General features: G+C 43.8%; 27 protein-coding genes. 14 read left to right on the top strand and 13 right to left on the bottom strand.

The window, feature by feature from the left end; all coding sequences use genetic code 11:
• The first annotated feature begins 1 nt into the window (after position 1).
• Complete coding sequence (locus tag ACOOEY_RS01350; RefSeq protein WP_420386868.1) at positions 2–391, top strand: ExbD/TolR family protein; 390 nt, start codon at positions 2–4, stop codon at positions 389–391.
• Positions 391–1,362: a hypothetical protein gene (locus ACOOEY_RS01345; RefSeq protein ID WP_420386867.1), complete on the top strand. Its 972-nt coding sequence runs from the start codon at positions 391–393 to the stop codon at positions 1,360–1,362. Before ACOOEY_RS01350 ends, ACOOEY_RS01345 begins: the two co-directional genes overlap by 1 nt.
• Here the strand turns inward: ACOOEY_RS01345 and ACOOEY_RS01340 are convergent, their stop codons facing one another.
• Positions 1,363–2,022, bottom strand: coding sequence for a head GIN domain-containing protein (locus tag ACOOEY_RS01340; RefSeq protein ID WP_420386866.1), 660 nt, complete (start codon positions 2,020–2,022; stop codon positions 1,363–1,365). It abuts the gene before it with no gap.
• Positions 2,023–2,137: 115 nt separating this feature from the next.
• Between ACOOEY_RS01340 and ACOOEY_RS01335 the strand changes: the two genes are divergently transcribed.
• The 3 genes from ACOOEY_RS01335 to ACOOEY_RS01325 are packed head-to-tail and all read left to right on the top strand — an operon-like array spanning position 2,138 to position 4,664.
• On the top strand, positions 2,138–3,364 hold the full coding sequence (locus ACOOEY_RS01335; RefSeq protein ID WP_420386865.1) for a bifunctional folylpolyglutamate synthase/dihydrofolate synthase: 1,227 nt from the start codon (positions 2,138–2,140) through the stop codon (positions 3,362–3,364).
• The gene (gene trmB / locus ACOOEY_RS01330) at positions 3,364–4,023 is read left to right on the top strand and encodes a tRNA (guanosine(46)-N7)-methyltransferase TrmB (protein ID WP_420386864.1); all 660 of its coding nucleotides are present in this window, start codon (positions 3,364–3,366) and stop codon (positions 4,021–4,023) included. Before ACOOEY_RS01335 ends, trmB begins: the two co-directional genes overlap by 1 nt.
• Positions 4,020–4,664, top strand: a complete 645-nt coding sequence (locus ACOOEY_RS01325; protein WP_420386863.1) for a phosphatase PAP2 family protein — start codon at positions 4,020–4,022, stop codon at positions 4,662–4,664. The genes trmB and ACOOEY_RS01325 overlap by 4 nt, the downstream gene beginning before the upstream one ends.
• Before the next feature lie 9 nt (positions 4,665–4,673).
• Here ACOOEY_RS01325 and ACOOEY_RS01320 read toward each other — a convergent pair whose 3' ends face one another.
• A complete protein-coding gene (locus tag ACOOEY_RS01320) occupies positions 4,674–6,248 on the bottom strand; it encodes an ArnT family glycosyltransferase (RefSeq protein ID WP_420386862.1) in 1,575 nt (524 codons plus the stop codon).
• 123 nt (positions 6,249–6,371) lie between these two features.
• Here ACOOEY_RS01320 and ACOOEY_RS01315 point away from each other — a divergent pair, with 123 nt between their 5' ends.
• Positions 6,372–7,316 carry a glycosyltransferase family 2 protein gene (locus tag ACOOEY_RS01315; protein WP_420386861.1) on the top strand — a complete coding sequence of 315 codons (945 nt, stop codon included), beginning with the start codon at positions 6,372–6,374 and terminating at the stop codon, positions 7,314–7,316.
• The gene (locus ACOOEY_RS01310; RefSeq protein ID WP_420386860.1) at positions 7,297–8,175 is read left to right on the top strand and encodes a lysylphosphatidylglycerol synthase transmembrane domain-containing protein; all 879 of its coding nucleotides are present in this window, start codon (positions 7,297–7,299) and stop codon (positions 8,173–8,175) included. The genes ACOOEY_RS01315 and ACOOEY_RS01310 overlap by 20 nt, the downstream gene beginning before the upstream one ends.
• 142 nt (positions 8,176–8,317) lie before the next feature.
• On the opposite strand, the gene ACOOEY_RS01305 is transcribed toward ACOOEY_RS01310, so the two are convergent.
• Both ACOOEY_RS01305 and ACOOEY_RS01300 read right to left on the bottom strand, forming a co-directional pair.
• Positions 8,318–8,815, bottom strand: coding sequence for a SixA phosphatase family protein (locus ACOOEY_RS01305; protein WP_420386859.1), 498 nt, complete (start codon positions 8,813–8,815; stop codon positions 8,318–8,320).
• A gap of 86 nt (positions 8,816–8,901) precedes the next feature.
• Positions 8,902–9,504: a phosphoribosylanthranilate isomerase gene (locus tag ACOOEY_RS01300; RefSeq protein ID WP_420386858.1), complete on the bottom strand. Its 603-nt coding sequence runs from the start codon at positions 9,502–9,504 to the stop codon at positions 8,902–8,904.
• A 191-nt stretch (positions 9,505–9,695) separates the two neighbouring features.
• On the opposite strand from ACOOEY_RS01300, the gene ACOOEY_RS01295 reads away from it, so the two are divergent.
• The 3 genes from ACOOEY_RS01295 to rpe are packed head-to-tail and all read left to right on the top strand — an operon-like array spanning position 9,696 to position 12,661.
• Entirely contained in the window at positions 9,696–10,415 is a 720-nt protein-coding gene (locus tag ACOOEY_RS01295) for a hypothetical protein (RefSeq protein WP_420386857.1), read from the top strand.
• Positions 10,402–11,988, top strand: a complete 1,587-nt coding sequence (locus ACOOEY_RS01290; protein WP_420386856.1) for a S8 family serine peptidase — start codon at positions 10,402–10,404, stop codon at positions 11,986–11,988. Before ACOOEY_RS01295 ends, ACOOEY_RS01290 begins: the two co-directional genes overlap by 14 nt.
• Positions 11,989–12,001: 13 nt before the next feature.
• Positions 12,002–12,661, top strand: coding sequence for a ribulose-phosphate 3-epimerase (gene rpe, locus ACOOEY_RS01285; protein WP_420386855.1), 660 nt, complete (start codon positions 12,002–12,004; stop codon positions 12,659–12,661).
• On the opposite strand, the gene moaC is transcribed toward rpe, so the two are convergent.
• From moaC to moaA, 3 genes are read right to left on the bottom strand one after another with little or no spacing between them, the layout of a single operon-like run.
• Positions 12,658–13,131, bottom strand: a complete 474-nt coding sequence (gene moaC, locus ACOOEY_RS01280; protein WP_420386854.1) for a cyclic pyranopterin monophosphate synthase MoaC — start codon at positions 13,129–13,131, stop codon at positions 12,658–12,660. The two genes, rpe and moaC, sit on opposite strands and share 4 nt — an antisense overlap.
• Complete coding sequence (locus ACOOEY_RS01275) at positions 13,128–14,330, bottom strand: molybdopterin molybdotransferase MoeA (protein WP_420386853.1); 1,203 nt, start codon at positions 14,328–14,330, stop codon at positions 13,128–13,130. The genes moaC and ACOOEY_RS01275 overlap by 4 nt, the downstream gene beginning before the upstream one ends.
• Before the next feature lie 38 nt (positions 14,331–14,368).
• Positions 14,369–15,355 carry a GTP 3',8-cyclase MoaA gene (moaA, locus tag ACOOEY_RS01270; protein WP_420386852.1) on the bottom strand — a complete coding sequence of 329 codons (987 nt, stop codon included), beginning with the start codon at positions 15,353–15,355 and terminating at the stop codon, positions 14,369–14,371.
• A 43-nt stretch (positions 15,356–15,398) separates the two neighbouring features.
• On the opposite strand from moaA, the gene ACOOEY_RS01265 reads away from it, so the two are divergent.
• Positions 15,399–16,409, top strand: coding sequence for an XdhC family protein (locus tag ACOOEY_RS01265; protein WP_420386851.1), 1,011 nt, complete (start codon positions 15,399–15,401; stop codon positions 16,407–16,409).
• Here ACOOEY_RS01265 and ACOOEY_RS01260 read toward each other — a convergent pair.
• Entirely contained in the window at positions 16,406–17,749 is a 1,344-nt protein-coding gene (locus ACOOEY_RS01260; RefSeq protein ID WP_420386850.1) for a peptidoglycan DD-metalloendopeptidase family protein, read from the bottom strand. The two genes, ACOOEY_RS01265 and ACOOEY_RS01260, sit on opposite strands and share 4 nt — an antisense overlap.
• Positions 17,750–18,044: 295 nt before the next feature.
• Between ACOOEY_RS01260 and ACOOEY_RS01255 the strand changes: the two genes are divergently transcribed.
• Both ACOOEY_RS01255 and ACOOEY_RS01250 read left to right on the top strand, forming a co-directional pair.
• Positions 18,045–18,416: a hypothetical protein gene (locus ACOOEY_RS01255; protein ID WP_420386849.1), complete on the top strand. Its 372-nt coding sequence runs from the start codon at positions 18,045–18,047 to the stop codon at positions 18,414–18,416.
• Between the two features lie 4 nt (positions 18,417–18,420).
• Entirely contained in the window at positions 18,421–19,788 is a 1,368-nt protein-coding gene (locus ACOOEY_RS01250) for a hypothetical protein (protein WP_420386848.1), read from the top strand.
• Between the two features lie 74 nt (positions 19,789–19,862).
• Here the strand turns inward: ACOOEY_RS01250 and hutF are convergent, their stop codons facing one another.
• From hutF to ACOOEY_RS01230, 4 genes are all read right to left on the bottom strand, one after another.
• Positions 19,863–21,239, bottom strand: a complete 1,377-nt coding sequence (gene hutF / locus ACOOEY_RS01245; RefSeq protein WP_420386847.1) for a formimidoylglutamate deiminase — start codon at positions 21,237–21,239, stop codon at positions 19,863–19,865.
• A complete protein-coding gene (locus ACOOEY_RS01240) occupies positions 21,236–22,030 on the bottom strand; it encodes an N-formylglutamate amidohydrolase (RefSeq protein ID WP_420386846.1) in 795 nt (264 codons plus the stop codon). Before ACOOEY_RS01240 ends, hutF begins: the two co-directional genes overlap by 4 nt.
• A gap of 68 nt (positions 22,031–22,098) precedes the next feature.
• Positions 22,099–22,563 carry a GNAT family N-acetyltransferase gene (locus ACOOEY_RS01235; RefSeq protein WP_420386845.1) on the bottom strand — a complete coding sequence of 155 codons (465 nt, stop codon included), beginning with the start codon at positions 22,561–22,563 and terminating at the stop codon, positions 22,099–22,101.
• A gap of 9 nt (positions 22,564–22,572) precedes the next feature.
• A complete protein-coding gene (locus ACOOEY_RS01230; RefSeq protein WP_420386844.1) occupies positions 22,573–23,397 on the bottom strand; it encodes a hypothetical protein in 825 nt (274 codons plus the stop codon).
• 140 nt (positions 23,398–23,537) lie between these two features.
• On the opposite strand from ACOOEY_RS01230, the gene ACOOEY_RS01225 reads away from it, so the two are divergent.
• Complete coding sequence (locus tag ACOOEY_RS01225) at positions 23,538–24,983, top strand: leucyl aminopeptidase family protein (RefSeq protein ID WP_420386843.1); 1,446 nt, start codon at positions 23,538–23,540, stop codon at positions 24,981–24,983.
• On the opposite strand, the gene ACOOEY_RS01220 is transcribed toward ACOOEY_RS01225, so the two are convergent.
• On the bottom strand, positions 24,984–25,946 hold the full coding sequence (locus ACOOEY_RS01220; protein ID WP_420386842.1) for a GNAT family N-acetyltransferase: 963 nt from the start codon (positions 25,944–25,946) through the stop codon (positions 24,984–24,986).
• Positions 25,947–25,949 lie beyond the last annotated feature (3 nt).

The following is a 25,949-nucleotide window of genomic DNA, read 5'->3' as shown; positions in this document are numbered from 1 at the left end:
AATGGATATTAAATCTAAACACAAGGTTGAATCATCTTTCAGCATGTCTTCTATGACAGACATTGTGTTTCTGTTGTTGATATTCTTTATGCTGACTGCTTCTTTTATTACGCCTTCCGGTTTACCCGTCAATTTGCCTACCGCTGCTTCTTCGAGTATATCGATGCAAAAAAACAGCTTAACGATTACAGCAGATTTACGTTATGTTTTGAATCAGAAGGAGGTGACTCCCGAAACACTAGAAAGCGAGCTGGCTCGTTTAACTGGTGGGCAGGAAGGAACATTAAGCCTTAATATAGATGCTTCAGTGCCTACAGGGCATACCGCACGCGTTGCAGGTATTGCGGCTAAATTGAAACAAAAAACTGTCTTGGTAACAAGACCCGAATAATGTCTGATCAAGAGAAAAAGGATAAGCGATTTAGCATAATTGTCTCGGCTATTATACATAGCGCGCTAATCGCCCTTTTCCTCATTTTGGTGGCCTGGAGAGAACCAGATCCACCACTTCCTGAATACGGTATAGAGCTGAACCTAGGCTTCCAGGATGCCGGAAGCGGAGATACTGAACGAACTGCTGAAACTCAGGTGGAAGACACAGAAGATGATACTCCGCCAGATGCTGAAACTGAAACCGAAACCGATCCGGTAGAAGAGGAGGTACAGGAAGAGGTTCAGGAAGAAGTAGTCGAGCAGCCTAAAACCGAAGTAACTCCCGTTGAAAAGGTACAGGAAGAGACTCCTCCGGTTGAAGAAACTGTAGAAGAAACCGTAACAACCGAAGAAAAGTCTGAAGTAAAAGTGGAGGAAAAGACACCTCCGGTTACTGAAACTAAAGAAGAAGTGACGCCTCCAAAAGAAGAGGTGAAGAAGGAGGAAGAAGTAAAACCGGTTGAGAAGAAACAGGAAGAGACTAAACCTGTTATCGACAACAGAGCCCTGATGGGTGGAAAAAAGACCAATACAGATAACAAAGACAATACCTCTAATAATCAAGGTACTCAAAGCGATGTGACTGGTAACCAGGGTGATCCCGATGGTAAGAAAAATACCAAAGGTACCGATCCCGGGGGCGAGGATGCAGGCGTTAGCTTAAGTTTAGAAGGATGGAAATGGCAATCGCCACCAGGTAAAAAGGATGATTCTCAAGTTGATGGTGTAATTATGTTTTCCTTTGATGTAGATGATCGAGGTAGAGTTTCCAATGTAACCAAGATTCAAGGGAGTACTATTCAGGATAATGTAATTGTTCAGTTCTACAAGAAGCAGGTTGAAGAACTGACCTTTGTTCAAAAAGATCAGTCCGTATTGCCTAAATCTAAATCTGTTGGCAGAATAACATTCGTAATCAGAACCAACTAATTACTTCTTCCTGATCTTTCCTGAACCACTGATTTGAGAGGTGACTTGAGGATTGCCGTAATAGGCTATATTACCCGACCCGGCAATATGGACATCCAGACTCTCACTTACTCTCGTTTCTATATCGCCAGAGCCATAAATGGTTAATTCAGCATGCTCTGATTGCAGGTCAGACCCGTAGAATTTACCTGAACCATTTACCTCAACTTCCAGGGTACCGGTATTGCCACAGGCATAGATGACTCCCGAACCATTGATATGGAATGACAATGCATTGGCATTTAGACAATCTTCAATTCTGATCACACCGGAGCCATTAATTCTGAATTCATTGACAGCTGATGAACTCACGTACACATCCATCACATCAATGCTTCTTAAACTCACGTTGGGTATGGTTTTGATTTTTAATTCCCCACTAATGACCTCAGCTTCAATTCTGCTATGCAGGTTTTGATTCGTTCTGATACGGACAGAAGGTTCTGAACCTTCATAAACATAAAGTCTGGCAGGTAATTGAAGGTAGAGTGAGGTGAAATCATTCACAGCGTACTCTTCCTCAACTACCGGACCTCTGCCAGAAATTACGTCCTCGTAACAGCCTGTCACACTCATTACCAGTAAGGCGAGGGCGACATAGATTTTCAATTGTTTTTTCATCTTTTGAGTTTTTGTTGTTTGTCTATTTGACGAATAAGTAGGGAAACACACGTATGACGGCAGAATTTTTTTTAAAAATATCTACAGGCTCATTTACAGCTAGTATCTTCGCCTCATGACTTATGAGGAGGCACTCGAGTTGATGTTTAAAGCTCTACCCATGTACCAAAGGGTAGGGCAGGCCGCTTTTAAAAAGGACCTTACCAATACCATAAGATTTTGCGAGGCGCTGGGGAATCCTCATCAGAAATTTAAAAGTATTCATATAGCCGGTACGAATGGTAAAGGAAGTACGTCTCACATGTTGGCTTCGGTGCTTCAGTCGGCAGGCTATAATGTGGGCCTTTATACATCTCCTCATCTTAAGTCATTTACCGAGCGAATCAGGCTCAATGGTGAAGAAGTTGAAAAGTCATTCGTTGTAGACTTCATCGAGTGCAATACGCGCTTATTAGAAGAGATTCAGCCCTCATTCTTTGAAATGACGGTGGCCATGGCCTTTGACTATTTTGCCAAAATGAAAGTCGATGTAGCTGTTATTGAGGTAGGACTTGGCGGTCGGCTGGATTCAACCAATATTATTACCCCTGAGCTTTCTGTGATTACTAATATTGGCTTCGATCATATGGATATGCTGGGAGACACACTTCCCAAGATAGCCTTTGAAAAAGCTGGTATCATCAAAGAAGGTGTTCCTGTTGTCATAACTGAGCGACATGAGGAGACTGAGGAAGTGTTCCGTTCTGTAGCAGCCGCCCGAAATTCAGATATTGTTTTTGCTGATGAAATCCATCATGATGAGGTGCCATTGTCTGATCTTCAGGGAATTTATCAGGTCAGAAACACATTGGGTGTATTGGCAGCCATTCAGGTGCTCAACCAAAAAGGATGGCAAATATCCAGTGCCAGTGTTATGGCAGGTTTTGCTCAGGTTCAGAAGAACACAGGATTGAGAGGGCGCTGGCAGCAGCTTGATGCTAACCCGCTGGTTATCTGCGATACAGGACATAACAAAGAGGCATTTCAATACATCATTGATCAGATCAAAACCTGCATTTATGATCAACTCTATATGGTTTTGGGTTTTGTGAAAGAGAAGGATCTGAATCCTATCCTGGCTATGTTACCGGAAGAGGCTCATATCGTATTTTGTGAGCCTAAAATTCCCAGAGCACTGTTGTTGGAAGAATTGAAACAGAAAACCAGCCATATGAGGCAAAAGAGGGCTTTTATCCAGGATGTGAATCAGGCCATAGCCTTTGCCCGCCAGGAGGCCAAACATGATGATATGATATATATTGGAGGTAGTACATTTGTGGTGGCTGAAATTGAAAATCTGTAATGTCTAGAACCAAGCTAAAGCGTTTTTCTGAGAACCTCGACAGGTTCAATGTACTGGAGGATAACAAGCCCATATATAAAAACCTCAAAGGGAATTGGAACAAAGACTACTTTCCAAAAAACCAATCCATAACCCTGGAATTAGCCTGCGGTAAAGCACATTATACAACCGGTCTTGCCTCGGTATTTCCGGAAAGAAATTTTGTGGGGGTAGATGTAAAAGGTGACAGACTCTGGGTAGGTAGTACGATTGCTATTGAAGAGAACCTGACCAATACTGCTTTTCTCAGAGCACAGATTGAGCACCTGGATCAATTCTTTGATGAAAATGAAGTCTCCGAGATCTGGATCACTTTTCCTGACCCAAGACCTAGGAAAAGAGATATTAAGAGAAGGCTCACATCTCCAAGGTTTATCGATTTGTACAAATCTGTTATGGAACCGGGAGGGATTGTTAATTTCAAGACAGACAATACCATGCTTTTCGAGTATACTCTGGAGGTAATCGGGGAACGTGCTGATCTGGAACTCATTGATCATACTTTTGACCTCTACAACTCAGATTTGAAATTAGAGCACCATGGTATTCAAACTGATTTTGAAAGGAAATTTCTGGAGAAAGGTGAACAGATTAAGTATTTAAAATTCAAGTTCAAATGACAAAATCAGACCTGTTTGGTAAACAAGTTCATTGGTTAACAGCTATTTACATGGTGCTGGGAGGACTGCTTTTAGTAACTACAGCTCATGGAGATATCGTTTTATGGCTTAATGACAGGCATAGTCCTTTGGGAGATTTTTTCTTTAAGTATTGGACGCACCTGGGCGATGGATTTTTACTGGGTTTAGTGGCTTTGATATTCCTGTTTATCAATTACCATAAGTTTTTCACCTTTCTCATTGCCATAGCTTTTCAGACAGTCTTTGTGCATATATTCAAGCAGTGGCTCTATGCAGGAGAGCCTCGTCCCAAGCTCTTTTTCCAGGAGCAGGGCATTGACCTGAACTTGATCGATGGTGTAGCCACAAGAAGCTATGATTCCTTTCCCTCAGGACATACGGCTTCAGCTTTTACCCTGGCCTTTTTCCTCATCCTGATCAGCAAATCATCAACGCTAAGGGTAATCATCTTTATTACAGCTGTTCTTGTAGGCATTAGTAGAATATACATACTGCAGCATTTTGCCAGGGATGTTTATGTTGGTAGCCTATTTGGAATCATCTCAGTGGTATTGGGCTACATGATTATGGCTCCCAAGAGTGAATCAGAAAAGCTTCAGAGGGGATTGATCAGGAAATAGATAAACCTGCTATTCACCCCATTGCATGATCAGAGTAGTTGGATTTTCGAACAAATCCTTGGCCTCACTGTGATAGGTAAGCCCTGGAATTGTCTCCAGGTCGTCTCGATACTCAGTTCTTGAAATGACATAACCTGAAGGTGATTTCTGCATAGCCTCCCGAACCTCTTCAAGCTGGGCATATCGTGGTATCTCTCTTTCTAAGGCAAAGACAAAAGCGGCATTCAGGCGGGAATAGGAAATGACCTTTTTCTCTTTATCTATTCCGGGAAGCAGTTTCCTTACTGGGTTCTCAGCATCAACCTGTGGGAAAATCAGGTAGAAGAAAAGGAGAATAGTAGTAATCCAGGCCGCTACATTAAGTTTAAATGTACCTGCCAGGTCTTTGCCTCTGATACCTGTGTAGAGTTGATACAAACCCGCCAGACTTAGTGGAATGAAATAATAGGCCAGGTGAGTCAGGTGATCCAGTGAAGGATCTGCCTTCAGACCAAAGTAAATACCGACAGGAAACCCGGTTAACAAGAGAGAATAGGCAATGAAGCCGAATCGGTTCCAGGAATTTTTAAGCCATAATGGATTAATCTGTGCCAGATATACCCCCAGTAAAACGGCCAGAACAGGGTAAGAAGGGACCGTGTAGTTCGGGAGTTTAGTGCTCGAAGAAGCAAAGAAGATAACTACTACTAAGGTGGCAATCAGGCAGTAAAGTAGTGGTTCAGATTTCCGGTTGTAGATGGCATGCTTGACACTTTGAAAGACAAATGGCAGAAAGGTGAGCATGCCCAGAATGAACACAAAGGCGAAAGTCACCAGAAATATGCCCTCATGCCCCTCCATGGCCTCTGAATACCTGCTGAAATTATGTTTGAAGAAAAAGTCTTCTGTCCATGCTCCCTGGGTTTGTTTATCTACCATATAATACCAGGGGAAAGCCACCATAAGAGATAGCAAAAGCCCACTTACCGGCTGCATTCGCCATATCGTTTTGAATTTAAAGTCCTTATTGAAAGCAAGAAAGAATACAGCCGTCAGGCCGGGGAGTGCCATGGCTATTGGGCCTTTCGTGAGCATTCCACAACCCACGGCAAAATAAAAGAAAAAAAGGTGCCAGCGATTCGATGTCTTGTAGGCCTCATAAAAAGAGAAGAAAGCCCAGGTCATAAAGAAGACCAGATAGGGATCTGGTACAGACATATGAAACTGCAAGTTGAAATGCAGGGAGGCTATCAATACCAGGCTGGACCAGATGGCAGCCTTAGTGTTGAAATGCTTAATCGTAAACAGGAAGGTGATGATTATGGTCAAAACACCGAACAGGGAGGAGAAGAACCTGGCTCCAAAGGCATTGACTCCAAAGAGTTGATATCCAGCCGCCATGAAGTAATAATGAAGGGGAGGCTTGTCGGTTCTGAGTTCACCATTGTAATAGGGAACAACATAATCGCCACTCTCAAACATATAGCGTGCTGCCTCAGCGTTCTTGGCTTCATCCAGGGCATAGACATCCAGTCCACCAATATTGGCGAACATAACGGCTACTGAGAGAGCGACTAAAGCACCGAATATAAGTTTGAGTTTCATGTGGGCACAAAACTAAACGAAATTGTCGAAGCCTTTAAGTTAAATTCTTAAAGTCAGCATGAATGCCTCTTATTAGGTATTTGAGACAGAACCTGTTTACTTTGCACTTCGAAAATCTGGCCTATGAAACTCTCTGTAGTTGTTTCGCTATACAACGAAGAAGACAATGTAATCCCCCTCTGTGAGAAAGAATATGCAGCACTGGAGGGAATTGACTATGAGTTAATCTTAGTAGATGATGGTTCTACTGATAACACAGTGGAAAATGTGCGCAAGGTAGCCAACGAACGAACCAAGTTGCTCATTTTCAATAAAAACCATGGACAAAGTACAGCCATGCAGGCAGGCATTGATGCTGCTGAAGGCGAATACATTGTTACCATGGATGGTGATCTTCAGAATGATCCTGCAGATATTCCAAAGATGATGGCTAAACTTGAAGAGACAGGTTTAGACGTTGTCGCAGGGGTTCGTGCCAACCGGAAGGATGGCTTTGTGCTGAGAAAATTCCCGAGTAAAATAGCCAACTGGATCATCAGGAATACAACTGACGTTCGCTTGACGGACTATGGGTGTAGCCTGAGAATATACAAAAAGGACATAGCGAAGAACCTTGGTCTCTATGGTGAATTGCACCGTTTCATTCCTGTACTGGCCAAGCTGCAGGGTGCGAAAATGACAGAGGTCGATGTGCAGCATCATGCCAGGATTCATGGGGAGTCAAAATACGGTATCAACAGAACCTTCAGGGTAATGGCCGATTTGATACTCATGATTTTCTTCCAGAAATACCTGAGAAGACCAATGCACCTCTTTGGAGGCTTGGGTATCATCACCTTCTTTATTGGTTTTGTTATCGACTTATACCTGGTGATCTACAAATTCTGGACTGGTGAAGATATATGGGGGAGACCCCTATTGCTCTTGGGGAGTATTCTTATCCTCGCAGGTATACAGTTTATTACGGTGGGTATCATTGCCGAATTGATGATGAGGACTTATTTCGAGTCTCAGAACAAAAAGGTCTATCGCTTAAAAGAAACTTTCATTGGCAAGCAAAAAGCTTAAGAGGTGGCTTAAAGTAGCTATACAGATAGTTATTGCAGCATTTGCTATTCGCTATGTGGTGCGAACTATCGATCTGGATGAGCTTAAAGTGACTTTGCTTTCAGCCAACTTTGGCTGGCTTTTTCTGGCGTTTCTCGCCTTCAATGCTTCAAAAGCACTCAGTGCCTTGAGGTTGAATTACTTCTTCAGAGCGCTGGGAATTCAATTGAAAGAGCGATTCAATCTCAAACTATACTATTTGGGCATGCTCTATAACCAGTTTCTCCCTGGAGGAATTGGTGGAGACGGCTATAAAGTTTACCTGTTGAATAAGTGGTATAAGACATCGGTGAAGTCTCTGATTAGTGCTACCCTCTTAGATCGTGTGAGTGGGGTTGTGGCCCTGGGCTTTCTAGCCTTCATCCTCGGACTGATTGGTCATGGACAAGAGGCTATTGCTCCTTTTGGCTGGTTACTCTGGGTGGGCTTAGTTGTGGCTTATCCTTCTTATTATCTTTTGGTACACCTGTTATTCAAGACCTTTAAGTCGGTTAATCATATCACTAACCTTCAGGCTTTAGGTGTTCAGTCTTTACAGGTAATCAGTGCCTTTTTAATTCTAAAATCCTTAGGTGTTGAATTGGGATATATTGATTATCTCACACTCTTTTTAGTCACCTCGGTAGCGGCAACCTTACCCGTATCTCTTCCGGGAGGAATTGGTATCAGAGAGTTGGTCATGGTCAAAGGAGCAGTGTTCCTTTTGATTGATCAGACCAGTGCTACAGCCCTGGCTACATTATTTTTCCTGATTAGTCTGGTTAGTGCTCTGGGAGGAATTGCCTATCTAAAGCTTGATAGGCCTGAGAAAGCTGACTGAAAGATTCATTTCTTTTGAAATGGAGCGAATGTCCGAATTTCTCTAATTCATATTTCTACTGATGAATAGATTAGACTTCAAGGGTAATATTTGTCATGATGTCCTCACCATGGCTGAAATAGTCCAGCGTTATGCCTTTGGTCTAGTACTTAACCACCGTAGCTTTCCCCTTGCCAATGGATGAAACGGTAATAATGAAAATCATTCCGTATTCACTTTCATCCAGTTGTTCAAAAGTAGCGGAACCAATCAGGGCATTCGCCACCATAGGGGTGGTATTCGAGTGACCAGAGATAAGAATGGTGCCTCCCTGATGCTTATCCAGCATTTCCTGTAAGAAGGTTTGACTTCTGAAGTCATAGGTTTCCACAGAAAGTCCTTTAGCCTTGGCCAATGGAGCAGCAGTAGACTGTGTTCTCTTAAATGGAGTAGAGTAAATGGCCGTGATATTTTGATCTGCCAGTACCTGGGCAAGCTTTTGTGCCCTGGCTTCTCCTTCCGTAGAGAGAGAAGGGTCTCTTGGATCATCATTACCCTTTTCAGCATGACGTACCAGAATAAAAGTGGTTAGATTGTCTTGCGCCAGGGCTGATCCTGTAGATAGCCCGATAATCATCAGAAGTACCAAAAACTTTTTCATAGCCACTAAACTATGAAAATATCAATTCAGCCTGACAAATTATTGATGAGAGGAGAGATGGAGGACAGAAATAGCAATTCAGACCATCAGGCCCATTCGTCAGCATCCAATGCTTCCAGAATATCGGCCATTTCGTCAAAGTCTTTATAGCCAGGTCTGATCTCGTCACCACCTTTAAGGGCAATACCTTTAGGTTTTACTTCTTCCAGAAGATCATCCAGACTATCAGCTTTCAGGCCAGCGCCAACCACTAGCTCACATTGAGAGGCCAATTCATTCAAGTCTTCTTTACTGGCTGATTCATCTTCTAAAAGAATATAGGCAATGGACTTGCCATGAGCATCAACAGCTGCTTTGGCATCATCAATTGATTCAGTGTAGTAGATTACGGCTTTACCGGTAGCTTTGGCAGCTTCAATGAGCTGGATATGATTCACCTGAATAGCTTGCAGGTCATATGAGGCTATTATCTCTGAAAGTTGGCCGGCAGATTCATTCGATTCTATTTCTCCTACAAACTCTACTCCGGATACCCATTCAGACAGCTCTTTGAAAGACTGTGGGTCGGTATAATTGGCGTGGTCAGGCTCGATATTAAAACCAATCTGATTCACTCCCATACCAGCACAATAGCGTGCATCACTCAGGTTATTTACTCCACTTACTTTTACAAAGGTCTTGAGGGCCATAGTTCAGAATCGTTTATGGGGGCAAAGCTAATTCTTTCCTAAAAAAATATGCACTTGAAAGCTAAGAAATGGGTCAAATGCAATAGGGTAAATGGCTCCGAGCCTGTATTTATGTGGAACTGCATAATTCCAGAGCAGCCAAACACGAAACAAAGTTTGCTAAACGTTTCAATTAGGTATTAATTCGCAATATGAAGCTCAGAACCTGGGGTCTTTTAATCATTTTGGTAGCAATTGTTCTCGCTTGTGGTGGTGGAGACGATGAGGAACCAATTCCACCTTTAGATCCTGAACTGGGTAAGTCATATTTCTTTCTGCAACAAGGCAAGTACCGAGAGTACAACGTGTATGAGATCCGTTACTATGCGGTAGATATCTCCGATACATTTACTTATCAACTGCGTGAAGAGGTCGGTGAACCTTTTAGCAGTGGTGGGCAGGTTTCACATATTATGAACCGCTATGTGAGAGATGATGATACACAGCCATGGGAGCTTGACTCAGTATGGTCAGCGCGTATTGAGGGAGATAAGGCCATTTCGGTAGAAAATAATATACCTTTTGTTAAAATGACTTTTCCTGCTGATATCAGTCGTACCTGGGATAGAAACCTGCTGAATAGCCGGGAAGCTCAGGTAACCAGCATGCTTAATTTTGATAGCAATTTCACCGTTGGTCTGAATACCTTTTTGGAAACGGCCGAGATTGAGATCAGCAATGATGAAGATGGTATTACTTTCCGGGATATCAGAAGAGAAGTCTACAGAGACAGTATTGGACTGATTTACAAGTTTTACGATCAGGTGAAGCTCTGTTCCCGTCAGGAGTGTCTCGGGCAACAAATAGTCGAATCAGGGCGTTTGTATCGCGAAGAACTCTACGCTCACGGAAAGATAGATGAAGAGGATTAGTATCTTATTGCTCCTGCTACTCAGCCTGAGTAGCTATGCGCAAGATAGATATATGGTCTTTTTCAAAGACAAGGACAACACCTCATACTCAGTTAACCAGCCCGAACAATACCTCTCTGCAAAAGCCATTGAAAGGAGAGAGCGACAGCAGATTTCCATTACTACAGCAGATTTACCAGTTAATTCCAATTACATCAATACGCTAGAGTCTTTAGGCGTTGAGACCTTCTTTACCACCAAATGGATGAATGGGGTATTAGTTCAGATGGATGAAGCGCAGGCCGCAATGGTGAGCGCATTAGACTTTGTGGCATCCACTGAATGGGTAGCTCCGGGTAATCCACTGAGATCAGTAAGGTCAGAGAAATTTGGAGTTCAGCTATCGACAGTTGATAACCAGGCTCAGGAGCAGTATGGCCATTTGGGAATTGATGTCATGCATGAGTATGGCATAGAGGGTGAGGGGATTAGTATAGCCATAATGGACGATGGTTTCCAGAATTACAGCCAGTTACCAGCTTTCGAGTCTGTGCTGGATGATAACAGGCTTCTGCTGACTTATGACTTTGTAGGCAACAGGGAAAGCGTGGAAAATGGCAATAACCATGGGACTCGTGTTTTTTCCATCTTGGGAGCTGATCAGGAGAACTATAGAGGAGCAGCACCATTGGCTGCATTCATGCTTTTTGTGACAGAAGCCAATCAGGAATACCGCATTGAGGAGTACAATTGGCTATTCGCCATAGAAATGGCTGACTCTGCAGGTGTAAACCTGGTGAATACATCACTGGGATATCGCACCGGATTCACTGATCCTTTAATGAACTACACCGATGCTCAACTCAATGGTGAAACAGCCGTCATTACCAGAGCAGCTAACATAGCGGCCTCAAAAGGTATTGTGTTGGTCAACAGTGCGGGAAATAGCGGAAGTAATGCCCTGGTCAGTGCTCCGGCAGATAGTCCTTTTGTAATCGCGGTGGGAGCAGTGAACTTTGAAGGAGAGATTGCTTCCTTCAGTAGCAGAAACAGCTCTACACCCAATCGTTTTAAGCCAGATGTAGTAGCCTTGGGAGTTGGTACTTTACTGGTCACCGCAGAAGGAACGCTGGTATCTCAAAACGGTACTTCATTTTCCAGTCCTTTGGTGGCAGGCCTTGTCGCAGGAGTGATGCAGGCTTACCCGAATAAGACAGCAGAGGAGATTACTGAAATGATACGTTTATCAGGCGATCGGGCTGGTACACCGGATAATACATTCGGATATGGAGTACCTAACTTTGAGCGGATTGTGGCCCGTGAAAGAGCAGGCATCAGTGAGAATCCGCAAGTATATAATGCCTTTCCAAATCCAACGAATGACGATATTCAATTGAATTTTGAAGAAGCCTATTTTGGAGAGAAATTGACCATCGAGGTCATTAGCAGCAAAGGGGAGTTAAAGAGTAGGGAAGAGTATGTGCCGTTTGAGGGTAAAAACCCATTAAAAATCAGCCTGGAGGAAAGTGGTCTCTATTTTCTAAGAGTAGTCACTTCTTCACATACAGCCACTAGAAAGATCATCAAATATTGATTTATATTTACACATGAACTCACCCCTCGTAGCTCCTTCTGTATTATCAGCTGACTTTGCCAACCTTCAGCGAGACATTGAAATGTTAAATGAGAGTCAGGCTGACTGGATTCATATCGATATTATGGATGGTGTATTTGTACCCAACCTGTCTTTTGGTTTGCCTGTATTGGAGGCCATTAATAAATACGCTAAGAAGCCATTGGATGTACACCTGATGATTGTACATCCTGAAAAATACCTGAAAGCATTCAGAGATGCAGGAGCAGCTAACATTACGGTGCATTATGAAGCCTGTAATCATTTGCACAGAGTATTGCAGGAGATTAAAGCATTGGATTGCAGAGCAGGCGTGGCGATCAACCCACATACCAATGTGCAATTACTGGAGGATACCATTCAGGATATAGACCTGGTTTGTATGATGAGCGTGAACCCCGGCTTTGGCGGACAAAAGTTCATCCCAAACACCTACAAGAAGGTAAGACAGTTGAAAGAGATCATTGCTGAAAATGAAGCACATACCCTCATCGAAATTGATGGCGGAGTTAATGCCCAAAATGCCCCTGAGCTGATGGATGCCGGGGCAGATGTATTGGTGGCCGGAAGCTTTGTGTTCAAATCTGTTGATCCTTTAATTACCATAGAGGAACTAAAGGCCATTGGTGACTAGCCCTTAAAGTCTGATTTACCCCCGGTTTTACTTAATAGGCGCGTTTCTTTAATCACAATATTATGGGAGAAGGCCTTACACATATCGTAAATAGTAAGTGCTGCCACTGAAGCACCGGTTAAGGCCTCCATTTCCACTCCGGTTTTGCCACTGCATCTTGCTTCACAGATAATTTCAACCAGAAGTCCATCCTTTAGATTAATATCTACACCCACTTTATTCAGGTTGAGTTGATGGCAGAGCGGAATAAGCTCAAATGTCCTTTTAGCCCCCTGAATGCCCGCAATAATAGCAGTATGGAACACAGGCCCCTTCAGGGTCCTGATTTCTCCATCATGGATATGCTCAGCCATATCATCAGGCAATTGAACATGACTTACCGCAATGGCCGTTCTTTGGGTTTCCGCTTTCTGTCCTACATCAACCATTGCAGGTTTATCCTGATCTATATGTGAAAATTCTTTGCTCATACTTCCTTTCTGTATCGAATATAAGGATAAACTTCTCCGGCCTTAAAGGTCTCCTGTTTTTCGGGAAGAATCAGGAAGCCATCGGCTAGCGTTAGGTTGGCAAAATCCCCCGAACCATTACCTCTGAAGGCGGTTGCTCTGACTTTACCATTTTCAAGATGTTCTAATTGACATTCCACAAACCAGGTAAGTTCAGGAGGGAAGCTCAAATCCTGACCCAATTCTGCATAGGAGTTGGTCGCTTCCATACCCTGAGAAAGTTGAAGCCAGTGTCTTAAATATACATTGGCACAGGCAAATGAAGAGACGGGATTACCGGGTAATGCGAACACAATATTTTGCTTGTTGCGTGTGCCAAACCAGAACGGTTTACCCGGTCTTTGTTTCACTTTATGGAAGTGTTTTTCCACACCCAATTCTTCCAACACCTCAGGTAGATAGTCAAATTTACCTCTGGAAACTCCTCCGGTAAGAATGATTAACTGATGAGTTGATAGAATAGATGTTAACTCTCTGATCATTAATTCTTTGTCATCCTTTAAGTGGAATTGGGTAGCATCCACATTCCACTCCTTTAACAGAGCCTGAACCCCATAATTGCTCGACCTTCTGATCTGATGTTCCAGAGGGCTTTCATGAATGTTGACCAGTTCATCACCTGTGGTGATGATGGCCGCTTTGGGTAGTTCCAGTACCGGAATTTCTGATTGACCAATAGAAGCGGCTACAATCAGCTCTACAGGGCTTAGACGGGTACCTTTAGCTACGACTGCTTCACCAGCCTTCTTGTCCTGACCTTTGAAGTGAATATTCTGTCGATGCCTGATGCCTTCTTCTTTAATCGTAGCGACATCATCTTCAATCTCAATATCCTCATAGCGGATAACCGTATCTAATCCGGTGGGCATAATCGCACCCGTCATGATCTGTACACACTGGCCTGGGATATCGAGATTCTTCTGAGGCATGCCGGCACCAATCACATCAGCTACCGGGAAAGATCGTTGACCCTTCTCATAATCAGCAAAGTTGATGGCTATACCGTCCATGGTTACCCGATCAAAAGGAGGGAAGTCCCTATCTGCAATAAGGTCTTGTGCCAGCACATGCCCATTCGCCTGTTCAATGGGCACGCGGGTAGTGTTGAGCGTTAATTGATGTTGAGAAATAACTTGTAAGGCTTCCTGGTAACTGATCATATTCAATTAGGTATGATGAATTGCTTGGGCTCAAAGTGTTATCCACCTATCGTAGCCATAGATTCAAAGGTATCGTTTTGTTCTTTTTGCTTCTCTGCTTCAAAGCCATTTTTAGCTCTGTTCTTAAAGAATTGCATGAATTTCTCCCGAATGGCATCGTCAGAAGCACCGGCTCTCATAAAGTCTCTGAAGCTGAAACCTCCAGCCTGATACAAGCAGGTTTTCAACTCTCCTTTTGGGGTAATGCGGATTCTGTCACAACTGCTGCAAATAGACCGGGAGTAAGCCGGGATAACTCCAAAGCTACCTTTGGCTTCCGGTAACTTATAGTTGTAGGAGGTAGAGCTTACATGATCATCCAGTCTTATGATGTCCGGATACTTGTTGGTGATGTGTTCCAGTATCTTTTGATAATTCCAGTTGATTTTCTGGTATCCTTTTGCGCCACCATTAAAGGGCATTTCTTCAATAAACCGAACATTAATGGGCTCCTTTTTGGTAAGCTCAACCATAGGCAGAATGTCATCCAGGTTGTGTTCTTCCATAATCACTGCATTGATTTTAGTCTTTATACCCGACTTGATCAATGCCTGTAGAAACTCCCAGACCTGGTCAAACTCGTCTCTTCGCGTGATTTTATGAAAGCGTTCCTTGTCCAGACTATCGAGACTCAGGTTTACCGCATGCACCCCCATGGCTTTCATGGCATCGATATGTTTGAGCGGAGCGGTACCATTGGTGGTGATACTCAGCTTTTCAATACCATCTATTTGGCTCAGTTCTGACATAAAGGGGATAAGGTCTTTCCTCACGAAAGGTTCACCACCTGTAATCCTGACCTTATCGATACCCATATCGGCCAGGATACTGACCAGCCTGATCATTTCCTCATAACTTAAAAGCTGCTTCTTGGATGACCAGGGAAGGCCTTCTTCCGGCATGCAGTAGAAGCACCGGAGGTTACAGCGTTCAGTAACTCCGAGTCTTAGATATCTTAATGGTCGGCCGTGGTTATCGAAAAGCAAATTCTTATATTGTTATTTGTGTTACAGCTTTCAAACGTCAGACATGATAGACATTGTTTCAAGGATACAGCAATTAGTTGATAAAGAAAAACCATTTGCCATGGCCAGGGTGGTCAGCACCTGGAGAAGTTCACCCAGACCGGTAGGTTCTGCCATGTTGGTGACAGATTCAGGACAAATGATCGGCTCTGTCAGTGGTGGTTGTGTAGAAAACGCTGTAGTGAAGAAGGCTCTAGAGGTTATTCAGAATGGACAGCCTGAGTTGGTGAAATTCGGTATTGCAGATGACGAGGCCTGGGAGGTGGGTTTGAGTTGTGGAGGGGCATTGTCCGTACTGATCACGCCTTTTCTTGAAGATGATGCCTGGAACAAGTACAACGAATTTTTAAAGCAGCAGCTCAACTTCTTTCTGTTGACTCCACTTTCGGGTCATGCCAATACCAATCCCATCCTGATGGATAAGATTGACGAGGAACTACCTGATAATCCAGTACTGGTTCAGAACATCCGGAATGCTTTTGCCGAAGGCCTTCCGGGAGCCGTGGTGCAATCGAGAGTAGGAGATGAATATTTCGTTCATTTCTTTCGAAAGAAGCCTTTGTTGTTGCTGATCGGTTCGGCACATATTACTTCCGAACTGCTGGTGCTTGCCCATATGTATGACTTTGAAACGGTGGTTATTGACCCCAGAGACACTTTTGCGAAGAAAACGGCCAGGAGCCAGGAACCCGGCCAGCTATTGGTGAACTGGCCGCAGGAGGTGCTCAATCAATTTCCTTTAGATAAGGATACTTATGCGGTTATCTTATCTCATGATCCGAAGATTGATGATGAGGCGCTGAAGATTCTATTGAATTCGGAGGTAAAGTATGTTGGCGCTTTGGGCAGTAAGAAGACCCATGCCAGGAGAGTAGAGCGATTGAAATCTTATGGCTTTGACGAACAGAAAATCAGTGAAATTGATGCTCCTATTGGAATCGATATTGCCTCACAAACACCGAAAGAAATTGCTTTAAGTGTAATGGGAGCTCTTATCAAGTCAAGGAACGCTTAGTCTTCATCGGCTCTAGAGGCTGAGCTGGCTTTCGATGCCTCAATCCATCCTCTTAGCCCCGAAGCTGATTCCACCAGGAGGAAGTCATTATTTCGACCCAGAACATCCAGATTTTCATTGGCTGCAATCATACCCTTGCCTGTACTTAAATCTGGCCTGAAGTAGATATGTTGTTCTTCCTGAGCAATGAGCTGCTCTAGTATACCCAACCCTGGATTAAGGTCTCTTTTTCTGATGAAACCCTTTTCACCATTCGGCAATTCCACTTTGCAATGATCGTGGGTAATGGCAATTACCCTGGCAATCTGATTCTTTTCGAGTTGAATAGTAGTCTGTCGGTCACTCAGGCTACTGAATAGGCTGGTATTGTTCTTTAACTGCATTTCCTGACCCAGCCAGTCAAATTCCGAGTCGACAGGTCTTAGTTGTCTGCCCAAAGGCTTCAGGTGATTGATGGGGTTGATGGCACCCCTGGAGTAAATACCAAAGTGCAGGTGGGGTGCTGTAGTGCGGGCATTACCCGTATTACCCACAAAACCTAAAGTATCGCCCGCCTTTACCCGATCGCCTCTCTTTACGTTCCAATCATTCAGGTGAGCGAAATAAAGGCTCTGTGATCGCCTGGAATCAGCCAGCCATACGACCTTACCACCAATTCCTCTTTCTTCGGCAGACCTGACCAGGCCATCGGTAGGGGCAATAACCGGGGTCCCGCGTTCAGCGAATATGTCAACGCCCTCGTGACTTCTTCGGCCTCCATCGCGTTCATCACCCCAGAAACTCCAGATTGACTGATGGGTAAGCCCTGCTACCGGGAATCGCAGTGAAGGCACATTCTCGAAAGTGATTTTAAACGAACCACCACGAAGCAGCTCTGATTGAACCCTTAAAACGTAATCTGCATCGCGTCTTGGTTCAAACCCAAGTGTTTGGGCCGTGCTATCTGCCGAGGCTACATGATACAGTTCGCCTTCTTCAGCACGATAGAGGTCAACAAACCGCCTGAGGGTATCGGCTTTAATCTCACTGAGAGTGATTTGTACTTTCTGTCCTCTTTTGGCTGAAAAACGATAGCCCTGAGCAAAAGCAGAAAGCTCATTGATATAAAAGGCCTCTTCATAAGGTAGTTCGATCCTCTCGGGATTATCTAATGCCTCGTTGGCAGACTGAAGCCATTCTTTGCCCAATGCAGTGCTAAGCAGGTTGGCTTGTTCCAGGGACTTTTCATAAGCCTCATGATCATTCTTCGGGTAGAAGGGTTCCGGTACTTTTTCTTCTGTGCAGGAGAGAAGTACCATCATACTGAGGGTAAGTAATTGAAGCAGATGCTTCCTATTCATAATTGACGCTGTTTGAGTGTTGACTTTTTATGATACCTAGTTTTAGGTATTTATGTTCAGTTTTGGGTCTTTAAGGAAAAATAATCCTCTAATAGTTACATTCAATCTTTTTTGTACTGAATAAAAGCTTAAATTCATTCTGGACAAGAGATACACGCACAATGACACGCTATTTCAGACAGCTTTTAACGAAACAATTCGGGGATAAATTGTAGGCAATCCTGAAGCGCCTGTGATCGGTGTTGCACTGTGTTGGCATCACTTACAGAATATTCATCATCAACTCATATCAATTATGGCAACTTACACAGAACAAGAAGACAAGCTTCACTATCAGATGGTAGATAATAATCATCCTGTGATAATCAACCTGACACCTATTCAGGGCACATTAATAACCATTAATTACGGATGGCCCACAAAGTATGTAAATCAAGATAAACGTGAAGAAGAGGTGGGTAATTATGCTGAATTGAAGGGTAATCGAATTCGCTTTACCTCAAGCTTGCAAAATCCTGATGGAAGTGATAACCAGTTTGAGATAACGATTAGTCAGCAAGGTAATAATAGCACGCAGGAGTATAAGTTTCCAGATGAGTATACCGGAACGCCAGATTATGAGGCATCATCAGACAATCAAAGCGTGATTTTCTATATTAACTTTTAATGTGATGAGGTACTTAATCAAATTTACACTCATCGTAATACTTGGGGTGTTTTGTTTAGGGCTGGTAGCTCAGGATTTAAGCCTCGATCAGTTAAAGGCCCCGGCCATGCCGGCTGCCAATATTATCACTAAGCAGATCAATGAGATATCGAGGCCAACCAGCTTTAAGGATTTACAGGCAGCATTCCTGAACAACTTCCTTGATTCCACCAACAGCTTTTCGTTACCTAACAATTTTGCCTTAGAGGCTAACCCATATTTATTGGGAAGAAGAACCAGTTTCTCTTACACTGATTATCTGGAAAATAAGTTTGGTAAGAATATCTGGGAAGAGTTTAATGTTTCATTAGCCACTACCAATAACTTTCTGCTCAACGATAGTGTGAGTACGAATGCTATAGGTCTTGGATTACGAACTACTCTTTTGAGAGGAAAGGTCAATGAGGAATTGAAATCGGCTTACAATAAGGCTTTAAAGGAAACCACCTCAAGCAATAACATAAAATCGGGAGTGGGAGCTGGAATAGATAGGTATATAAACCTTCCTGGTACGACCTATTCTGTCGGGGGACTCTACCAATGGCTTTTAGAAAACCTCCAGAACATTTCGTCTATCACTGATAACGGGTTGCAGTCTGTTGCTAGAGACTACCTGAAGGCAGTGTTTCAGAAAATACCTGCTAATACTCCATCAGATAAAGTAGAAGAGGTGTTCAATGAAATCTATGATAATGATATCGCTGATGTAAAGCTTAAAAAATTCAGAGAGCTCATAGCAAATGTTAAAACCGATCGATATGGATGGCATATTGATTTGAACTATGCGCGTGCCTTTAACTTTCCTCAGAACAACTGGGATAATGCCATCACCTCCAGATGGGGTACCTGGGTGAATGTGGCCTACAGGCCTCAAAAAAGAGATGGCAAAGTAAATCAGCAGATACCTTCCAACTTTGAGTTTATCTTCCTGGCCAGGGTGATTTCGGTGAACCAGAGCTTTATCGATGAATATCAACCCATTAGTGCCGATTTCAGAGAAGGCAATAATTATGATTTGGGCCTCAGAGCGGTGTATGATACTCAGAAGTTCTCTTTCGAACTGGAATACATTCAGCGCTGGAATCGAAAGAAAATCACGCAGGAAATCAACGGACAGGAGTTCTTCGCCTGGCAAGGGGATAACACCAACAAGTTCATTCTCAATATGAACTACAATGTGTCGAAAGACATAGTCATCTCTTACAACATTGGAAAGAACTACGATTCAGCCTTTACCAGTGCGGGAAGTCTGATCAGTGGTCTGACGATCAACTTTGGCTTTGGCGGATATAAGTTAAAAGATCTGGTTGCTGCGGCTGCCAAAGGGCAATAGGCATTGCTTTAACTTTAAAAGGGTTGTTTCAATCATTCTTGAGAGAAACAACCCTTTCATTTGAGCTTGAGTCATCAAAGCCTCGACTTCAAGTCATTCATGGTCTTGATGAAGTTAGAGCTGATCTCGTCAGTCTTCTGATGTTTGCCTTCACTGGTTATCCATTCACCCGCTACCATGGTCCCCAGAAAGTTGGACACATCGCTGGAATAGACAATTGTATTGCAGAGGTGTTGGCTGCCAGCGGTTGCGATTAGCGGGGCGTTTCCATCAGCTACTACTGCATCAAAGTACTGACCTACAGCGAAAAACTCATGGGCAGCATGGCCCATAGCTTTTCTTCCTGATTGCCAGGCCATTTTAAGTGCATTAAAACCACTATCACCTCGATTGGGCTGATAATAAGTATTCCGTTTGTGTGTGGTTAAGCGCTGCCCATAGTCAAGCAGCCTTAATTCTTCCAGTGGATTCAGACTCACATGGCTATCTGTTCCAATACTCCAGCGGCCTTTGGTATTTTGGAAATCATTGAAGCGGAATAGTCCATCGCCCAAATTACCTTCTGTCGTGGGACATAGCACAACATGAGCTCCTGATTTGGCAATTCCCTCAACTTCTGCATCGCTCAGGTGAGTAGCATGAACGAGGTGGTAGTTGTCATTGACATCAGCATGATTTAGTAACCATTCTACCGGTCTTTGACCGTGGAAGGCCAGGCAGTCATTGATTTCCTTCAGCTGTTCTGAAACATGGAAATGAAAAGGTCTGTCATTCCCGAAATCTTTACAAACCTGTACAACATCTTCCGGCTTCACTGCGCGAAGTGAATGAATGCCCTGGCCAAGCTTGGCCTTGTCATAAGCCTTTACTACTTGCCGGCTGCTCTCCAAAAGGTGGTAATAGTCTTCAATAGTAGGAGAGATAAAGCGTTTTTGTTTGTCTTCTGCCGGTTTTCCAAAGCCTCCTTGCTGATAGAACATGGGGACCAGTGTAATGTGAATCCCGGCCTGTTCTGCTGCGGCTACCAGGCGGGATCCCAGCTCAGCCAGTTGGCTGTAAGGCTGTCCGTTTTTATCATGATGTACATAGTGGAACTCAGCAACGGCAGTGTATCCATGCCTGGCCATTTCGCTGTAAAGCATAGCTGCAATGTGCTGCAACTGATCCGGGTCAATCTGCAGGGCCAAATCGTACATGGCAGATCGCCAGCTCCAGAAGTCATCAGGTACTCCGGTACCTTCGTGCAGCTCGGCCAGACCCGCCATGGCATATTGAAAGGCATGGGAATGTGCATTTTGAAATCCGGGGAGGGCGTAACCATTCACTTTTTCTGCAGTGTGATTTGCCTCGCCAATGCTGGTGATACGTCCTTCATCGTCCAGGTTGATGGTTACATCTTCCAGCCAGCCCTTTTCCGTTAACAGGCCTTTGAAATGATACGCTTTGCTCATGATAACTTGTCGATTAGGGCTTCAAACATGAGGACCAAAGTCTTGCGCATTTCATCCGCCCTGGACTGATCATACTCAGTTTCTGTATTGTCCATGTAGTTCGTCTTGGCCATTTCCAATTGCAAGGCATGAATGTTCTTTTCCGGCCGACCAAATGAGCGTGTAATATGACCTCCTTTAAAAGGATGATTGTGCTGCAGGTCTTTACCCGAACTGTTCAAAGCTTCCCAGGCCGCCTGAATGACTGTGGAGCTTGCTGATTGTTCGTCATTATCACCCAGAATCAAGTCAGGGAAAGCTTCTTGTCTGATACCGGGTACTACTTTTCTGATGGAGTGAGCATCGAATAAAAGCGCCTGGCCTAATTGTGCTCTGGTTTCTTCGAGCAATTGTCCAACCTTCTGATGATAGGGCAGGTAATAGCTTTTAAGCCTTCTGTCAATTTCTTCCTGATCTGGTGTTTCAGCCCGATACAGGTTGTCGCCATTGAAGTTGGTCGTTGGTACGAGGCCGGTGATTACCCTGCCGTCATTGTAAAGGGGAGCGCTCTGTGGATCTCTGTTCAAATCGATTACCCAACGGCTATAATTGGCTGTAATCATTTTGATGCCCAATGAGGGAGCGAAGTCATACAAACGATCAATAAACCAATCAGTATCATCCGGCCGGGCTACGTGTTCGGCTTTGAACTGATCGACTATCTCATTGGGAAAATAGGTGCCTGAATGTGGTGAGCTAATTATAATGGGGACGGCTTTTGCCCTTGGTTCAATGACCTTAAATAATTCCATAGGGTAACACTTCATTAGTGATTCAACAAAATTATAAGATCAAGGGAAGAAGCCTGTAGAGTTTCCGATTAATCTGCAGGAATGTCTTTCTGATAGATGTCTGGAGTGTACTTCTCCATATACAATTCAGGTCGGGCAGGCTTGTTGAAACCGAATTTTGCATAAAGCCAGTCAGCAGTGGATGTCAGCAGTATCCATCTTCTCAGGCCTTGTAAATAGGGGTGCTTCATGATAAAGTCCATGAGCTGAGTTGAAAGTTTCTGTCCCTGATAATCCTCAAGAATATAAACATCTCCGAGATAGGCAATAGTGCTGTAATCCGTTATAACTCTGGCAAATCCGATCTGATCTCCTTTATGGTATAAGCCCACATTGAGCGAGTGTTCAATAGAAGCTTTTACAGTTTCCAGGGGAATTCCCTTCGACCAATCGCATCGAGCAAGAAATTGATGAATAGCACGAATATCCAGCTTGTTAATATCGGTGCTAAGGAGGTACTCACCGAAAGCGTGTTCCTGAATCTCTATGGGCATCAATAAACCTTAATCGAATTTATCGTAGTCGCCATTCAGCCATCGCCAGAACCTGACAAGCGCATTGCCTGACTTAGTCCTTTGCTTTGATCCGTTTTGAGAAGGAGAGGAGTTTACCTGTTGCTCGATGAATTTCTTCTTTTTCTTCTTTTTAGGCTTTTCCTTCAATTTAGCCTTCACTTGCTCCTCGTAGTGTTTCTTCTTGAGCTCCTTGAGCTTTTCCTGCTCCTGTGCCTTTCTCTTTTTGGCCTGATATTCTGCTCTTTTGCGTTCTGCCTCAGCAGTATTACCCTTAGGTTTGCGTTGGTTCCCTCTCTTCTGGTGACGTTTTCTAACACCACGTTCATTGATGGTTTGCGTGCCTTTTGGTTCGTCTTCTGATGGAGTTTCTTTCGGTGCTTTCGGCTTAGGTTCAGGAAGGTCAATTTTCCCCAAAACCTTTAAACCTTCAAGTTCCGGCTTTTCAGCTTTGAATGATTCCAGATCAGATTTCATCTGATTAAACTCATCCTCCAGGCGAATAACTTTGGGCCTGAGAGATTCAACAAATGCGGGTTCTTCTTTCTGAGGAGTTTCAATTGCTGGTTGTTCCGTATCAGCAAGTTCTGGCTCTTCGGCTTTGACTTCTTGTGTGGTGGAAGCGGTATCCTCTACAAGTTCCTGTTCAGGTTCAGCAGGAGCAGAGGGACTAAAGTGATTGGTCAGATAATCCAACTCTTCATCCAGAATTTTCACATTGGGATGATCATTTACTTCTCTGAAATTTTCTTTGAGTACTTCAACGATTGCAGAAGAGTTTACCCCAAGTTTTCTGGATAGCTGTCCGAGTCGCATACCTGTAGATTATCAGGCGCGAATATAATTAACTGACAGTCAAATGCCAATGTAAGCTTTGATTAGAAGATGTTAAAAGAGTTTTACAGAAAGCCTTACTCTGAACTGCAATAAAAAATGGGAATCTTTATCTTTCCGGGATGAAAGTAATTCAGCAGGTCAATGACCTTTCTTCGGCCCGACATATTATACTACCATTTTATCAGAATGAGGTTGATTATCAGTTGATTAGTGAACTTACAGGAATTCAGGGACAACCTGACTTCCAGGGGAAGTTCAAACAAATCAATACCCTGCCCCATGTCCAAGGCGAGTCAATTTTATATTTGGTCGGTTTGGGGACATCTAAGGATGCCAGTCTGGCTCATGATGCCTTTCGGTGGATCAGCCATAAAAGAAACCATGCCTGGAAGGAGACTATTACGCTTTACCTTGACCACCTCAACCATCACCTCCTGTTTGAGGCTATTTATGGACTGGTCTTATCGAAGTATCAAATCGGTCAGCACAAGACGAATGGCAAGCATAACAATGACTTTCTCAACAATGAAGTGCAGTGCAAGGTGTATTCAAAGTCTTTTAATCAGGCGGTGGCCGATGAGGCACGTGCTACGGCAAAGACAGTCAATGCCATAAAGAAGCTGGTAGATACACCAAGCAATATTAAAACGCCTTCTTATCTGGCTGAATGGGCCGAAGACTCAGGTAGCAGGTTTGGTTTCAAAACAAAAATTCTCGATAAGGAAGCCCTTCAAAAGGGAGGTTTCGAAGCCTTATTGGCTGTTGGACAGGGGAGTAGATTTGAACCACGTCTGATTCAGATGGAATATAGGCCCAGTGGAACAGGGGACTATCCTCAACTGGCCCTGGTAGGCAAGGGAATTACATTCGATACCGGAGGTCTATCCATCAAACCGTCTAACAACATGCATTACATGAAATCTGACATGGGTGGTGCAGCAGCGGTGATGGGAGCTTTGGAATTGATTTCCAGACTGAATTTACCGGTTCATGTCATAGGCATTGTAGCCAGTGCAGAAAATGCAGTGGATGCCAATAGCCTGAAGCCGGGTGATGTCATTGGCTCTTACTCCGGAAAGACCATCGAGGTGATTGATACGGATGCAGAGGGTCGTTTGGTACTGGCCGATGCTATCAACTATGCTGTAAAGGAGTTTAATCCGGAAAAGGTAATTGATCTGGCTACACTTACTGGAAGCAGCGTGGCTACTTTAGGACATACAGCCGCTTCTATGTTCAGTAACCATGAAACAATGAGGTCGGAGATGTCAGCCATTGGAGACAGAATTCATGAGCGCGTATGGCCATTGCCCTTGTATGACGATTTCAAATCTGATCTGCATTCTGATATAGCGGATGTGAGTAACTATAGTGGTAAACCCATAGCCGGAGCCATAACAGCGGCCAAATTTCTGGAAGTCTTTACAGACGACCATCCGGCCTGGATGCATTTGGATATAGCCGGAACAGCCTTCAGCGACTCGGCTTATGCCAAGATGCAAAGTGCGACAGGTTATGGGGTTCGCTTATTGACTGAGTATGTGAAAACGCTTATTCAGTCATAATTAATCGACCAGCTCTGAGCGTTTGTAGTCAGTGATGTGTCTTTCTTTAACATCCTCATGAATGTCTGCAATAGTCACCATGAGTCCTGTTTCTTCTACACCACCAAAATCAGGGTTAAAGGCAGTACCGAAGGTCTTCATGCTGGAAGACAGGTTCATGTAGATATTGATCAAAGGAGGAATCCATTCCCCTCTGTCTTTCAGTAGCTTATGCAGAATCCTGAAGCCATCGCTGAAAGGAGGGTTATCCTGGAAATGCTCTTTGAAAACAGTGTCACTAAATCCGGCAAAGAGTTCCGGCTTCGGTGTGCATAAGGAATTTGTATCGGGGAAGTAGTGTGACATAAAGGCCAGCAGGATATCTCTCGCTTCAGCATTATAGGTCTTGTACATGGTTACCTTTCCGAAGAAGTATTTCATCTCAGGGTAATTGGTGATTAAGGCACCTAAACCATCCCAGATGTTAGCTAAGGCAAAGAGTCCCTTTCTGGGGTTTACTGAAGGCTGATACCCGGGTTGTACCCATGACCTGCCTAGTTCGATAGAGTAGGGAAGGTACTCCTCACACATTTTCTTTGAAAAATCGAAGTAGTGCGCGGTAGACAGATCGAATTTTCCGGTCTCCGGATCTTTGGCTCTTGGTCCTGTTATGAAACGGTAGCCCCCGATAATCTCTTTGTCTTCACGACTGTAGACAATCAGCTGTTCGTAGCACCTCTCTGTGGTGTCATACTCGTCCATGTCAATTTCATGGCCTGTACCACCACCTGCAGAGCGGAAAGAAATCTCCCTTAACCTACCGATCTCCCTCATGGTATGCGGGGAGTTATGGTGGTTTACGATATAAATCTCATTGTTGCCTTTGTGTGTGTGTTGGATGAATCTGTCTTGCGTCAGTTCATCTTCAATTAACTCACGTTCAACGGGTGGGATAATCTCTTTTTCTACTTTGCTTTGTTTCATACT

The organism is Roseivirga sp. (genome assembly GCF_965216855.1).
Lineage (GTDB): Bacteria > Bacteroidota > Bacteroidia > Cytophagales > Cyclobacteriaceae > Roseivirga.
Note: the sequence above shows the minus strand (reverse complement) of the source record. Positions and strands in the feature narration are given on the sequence as shown.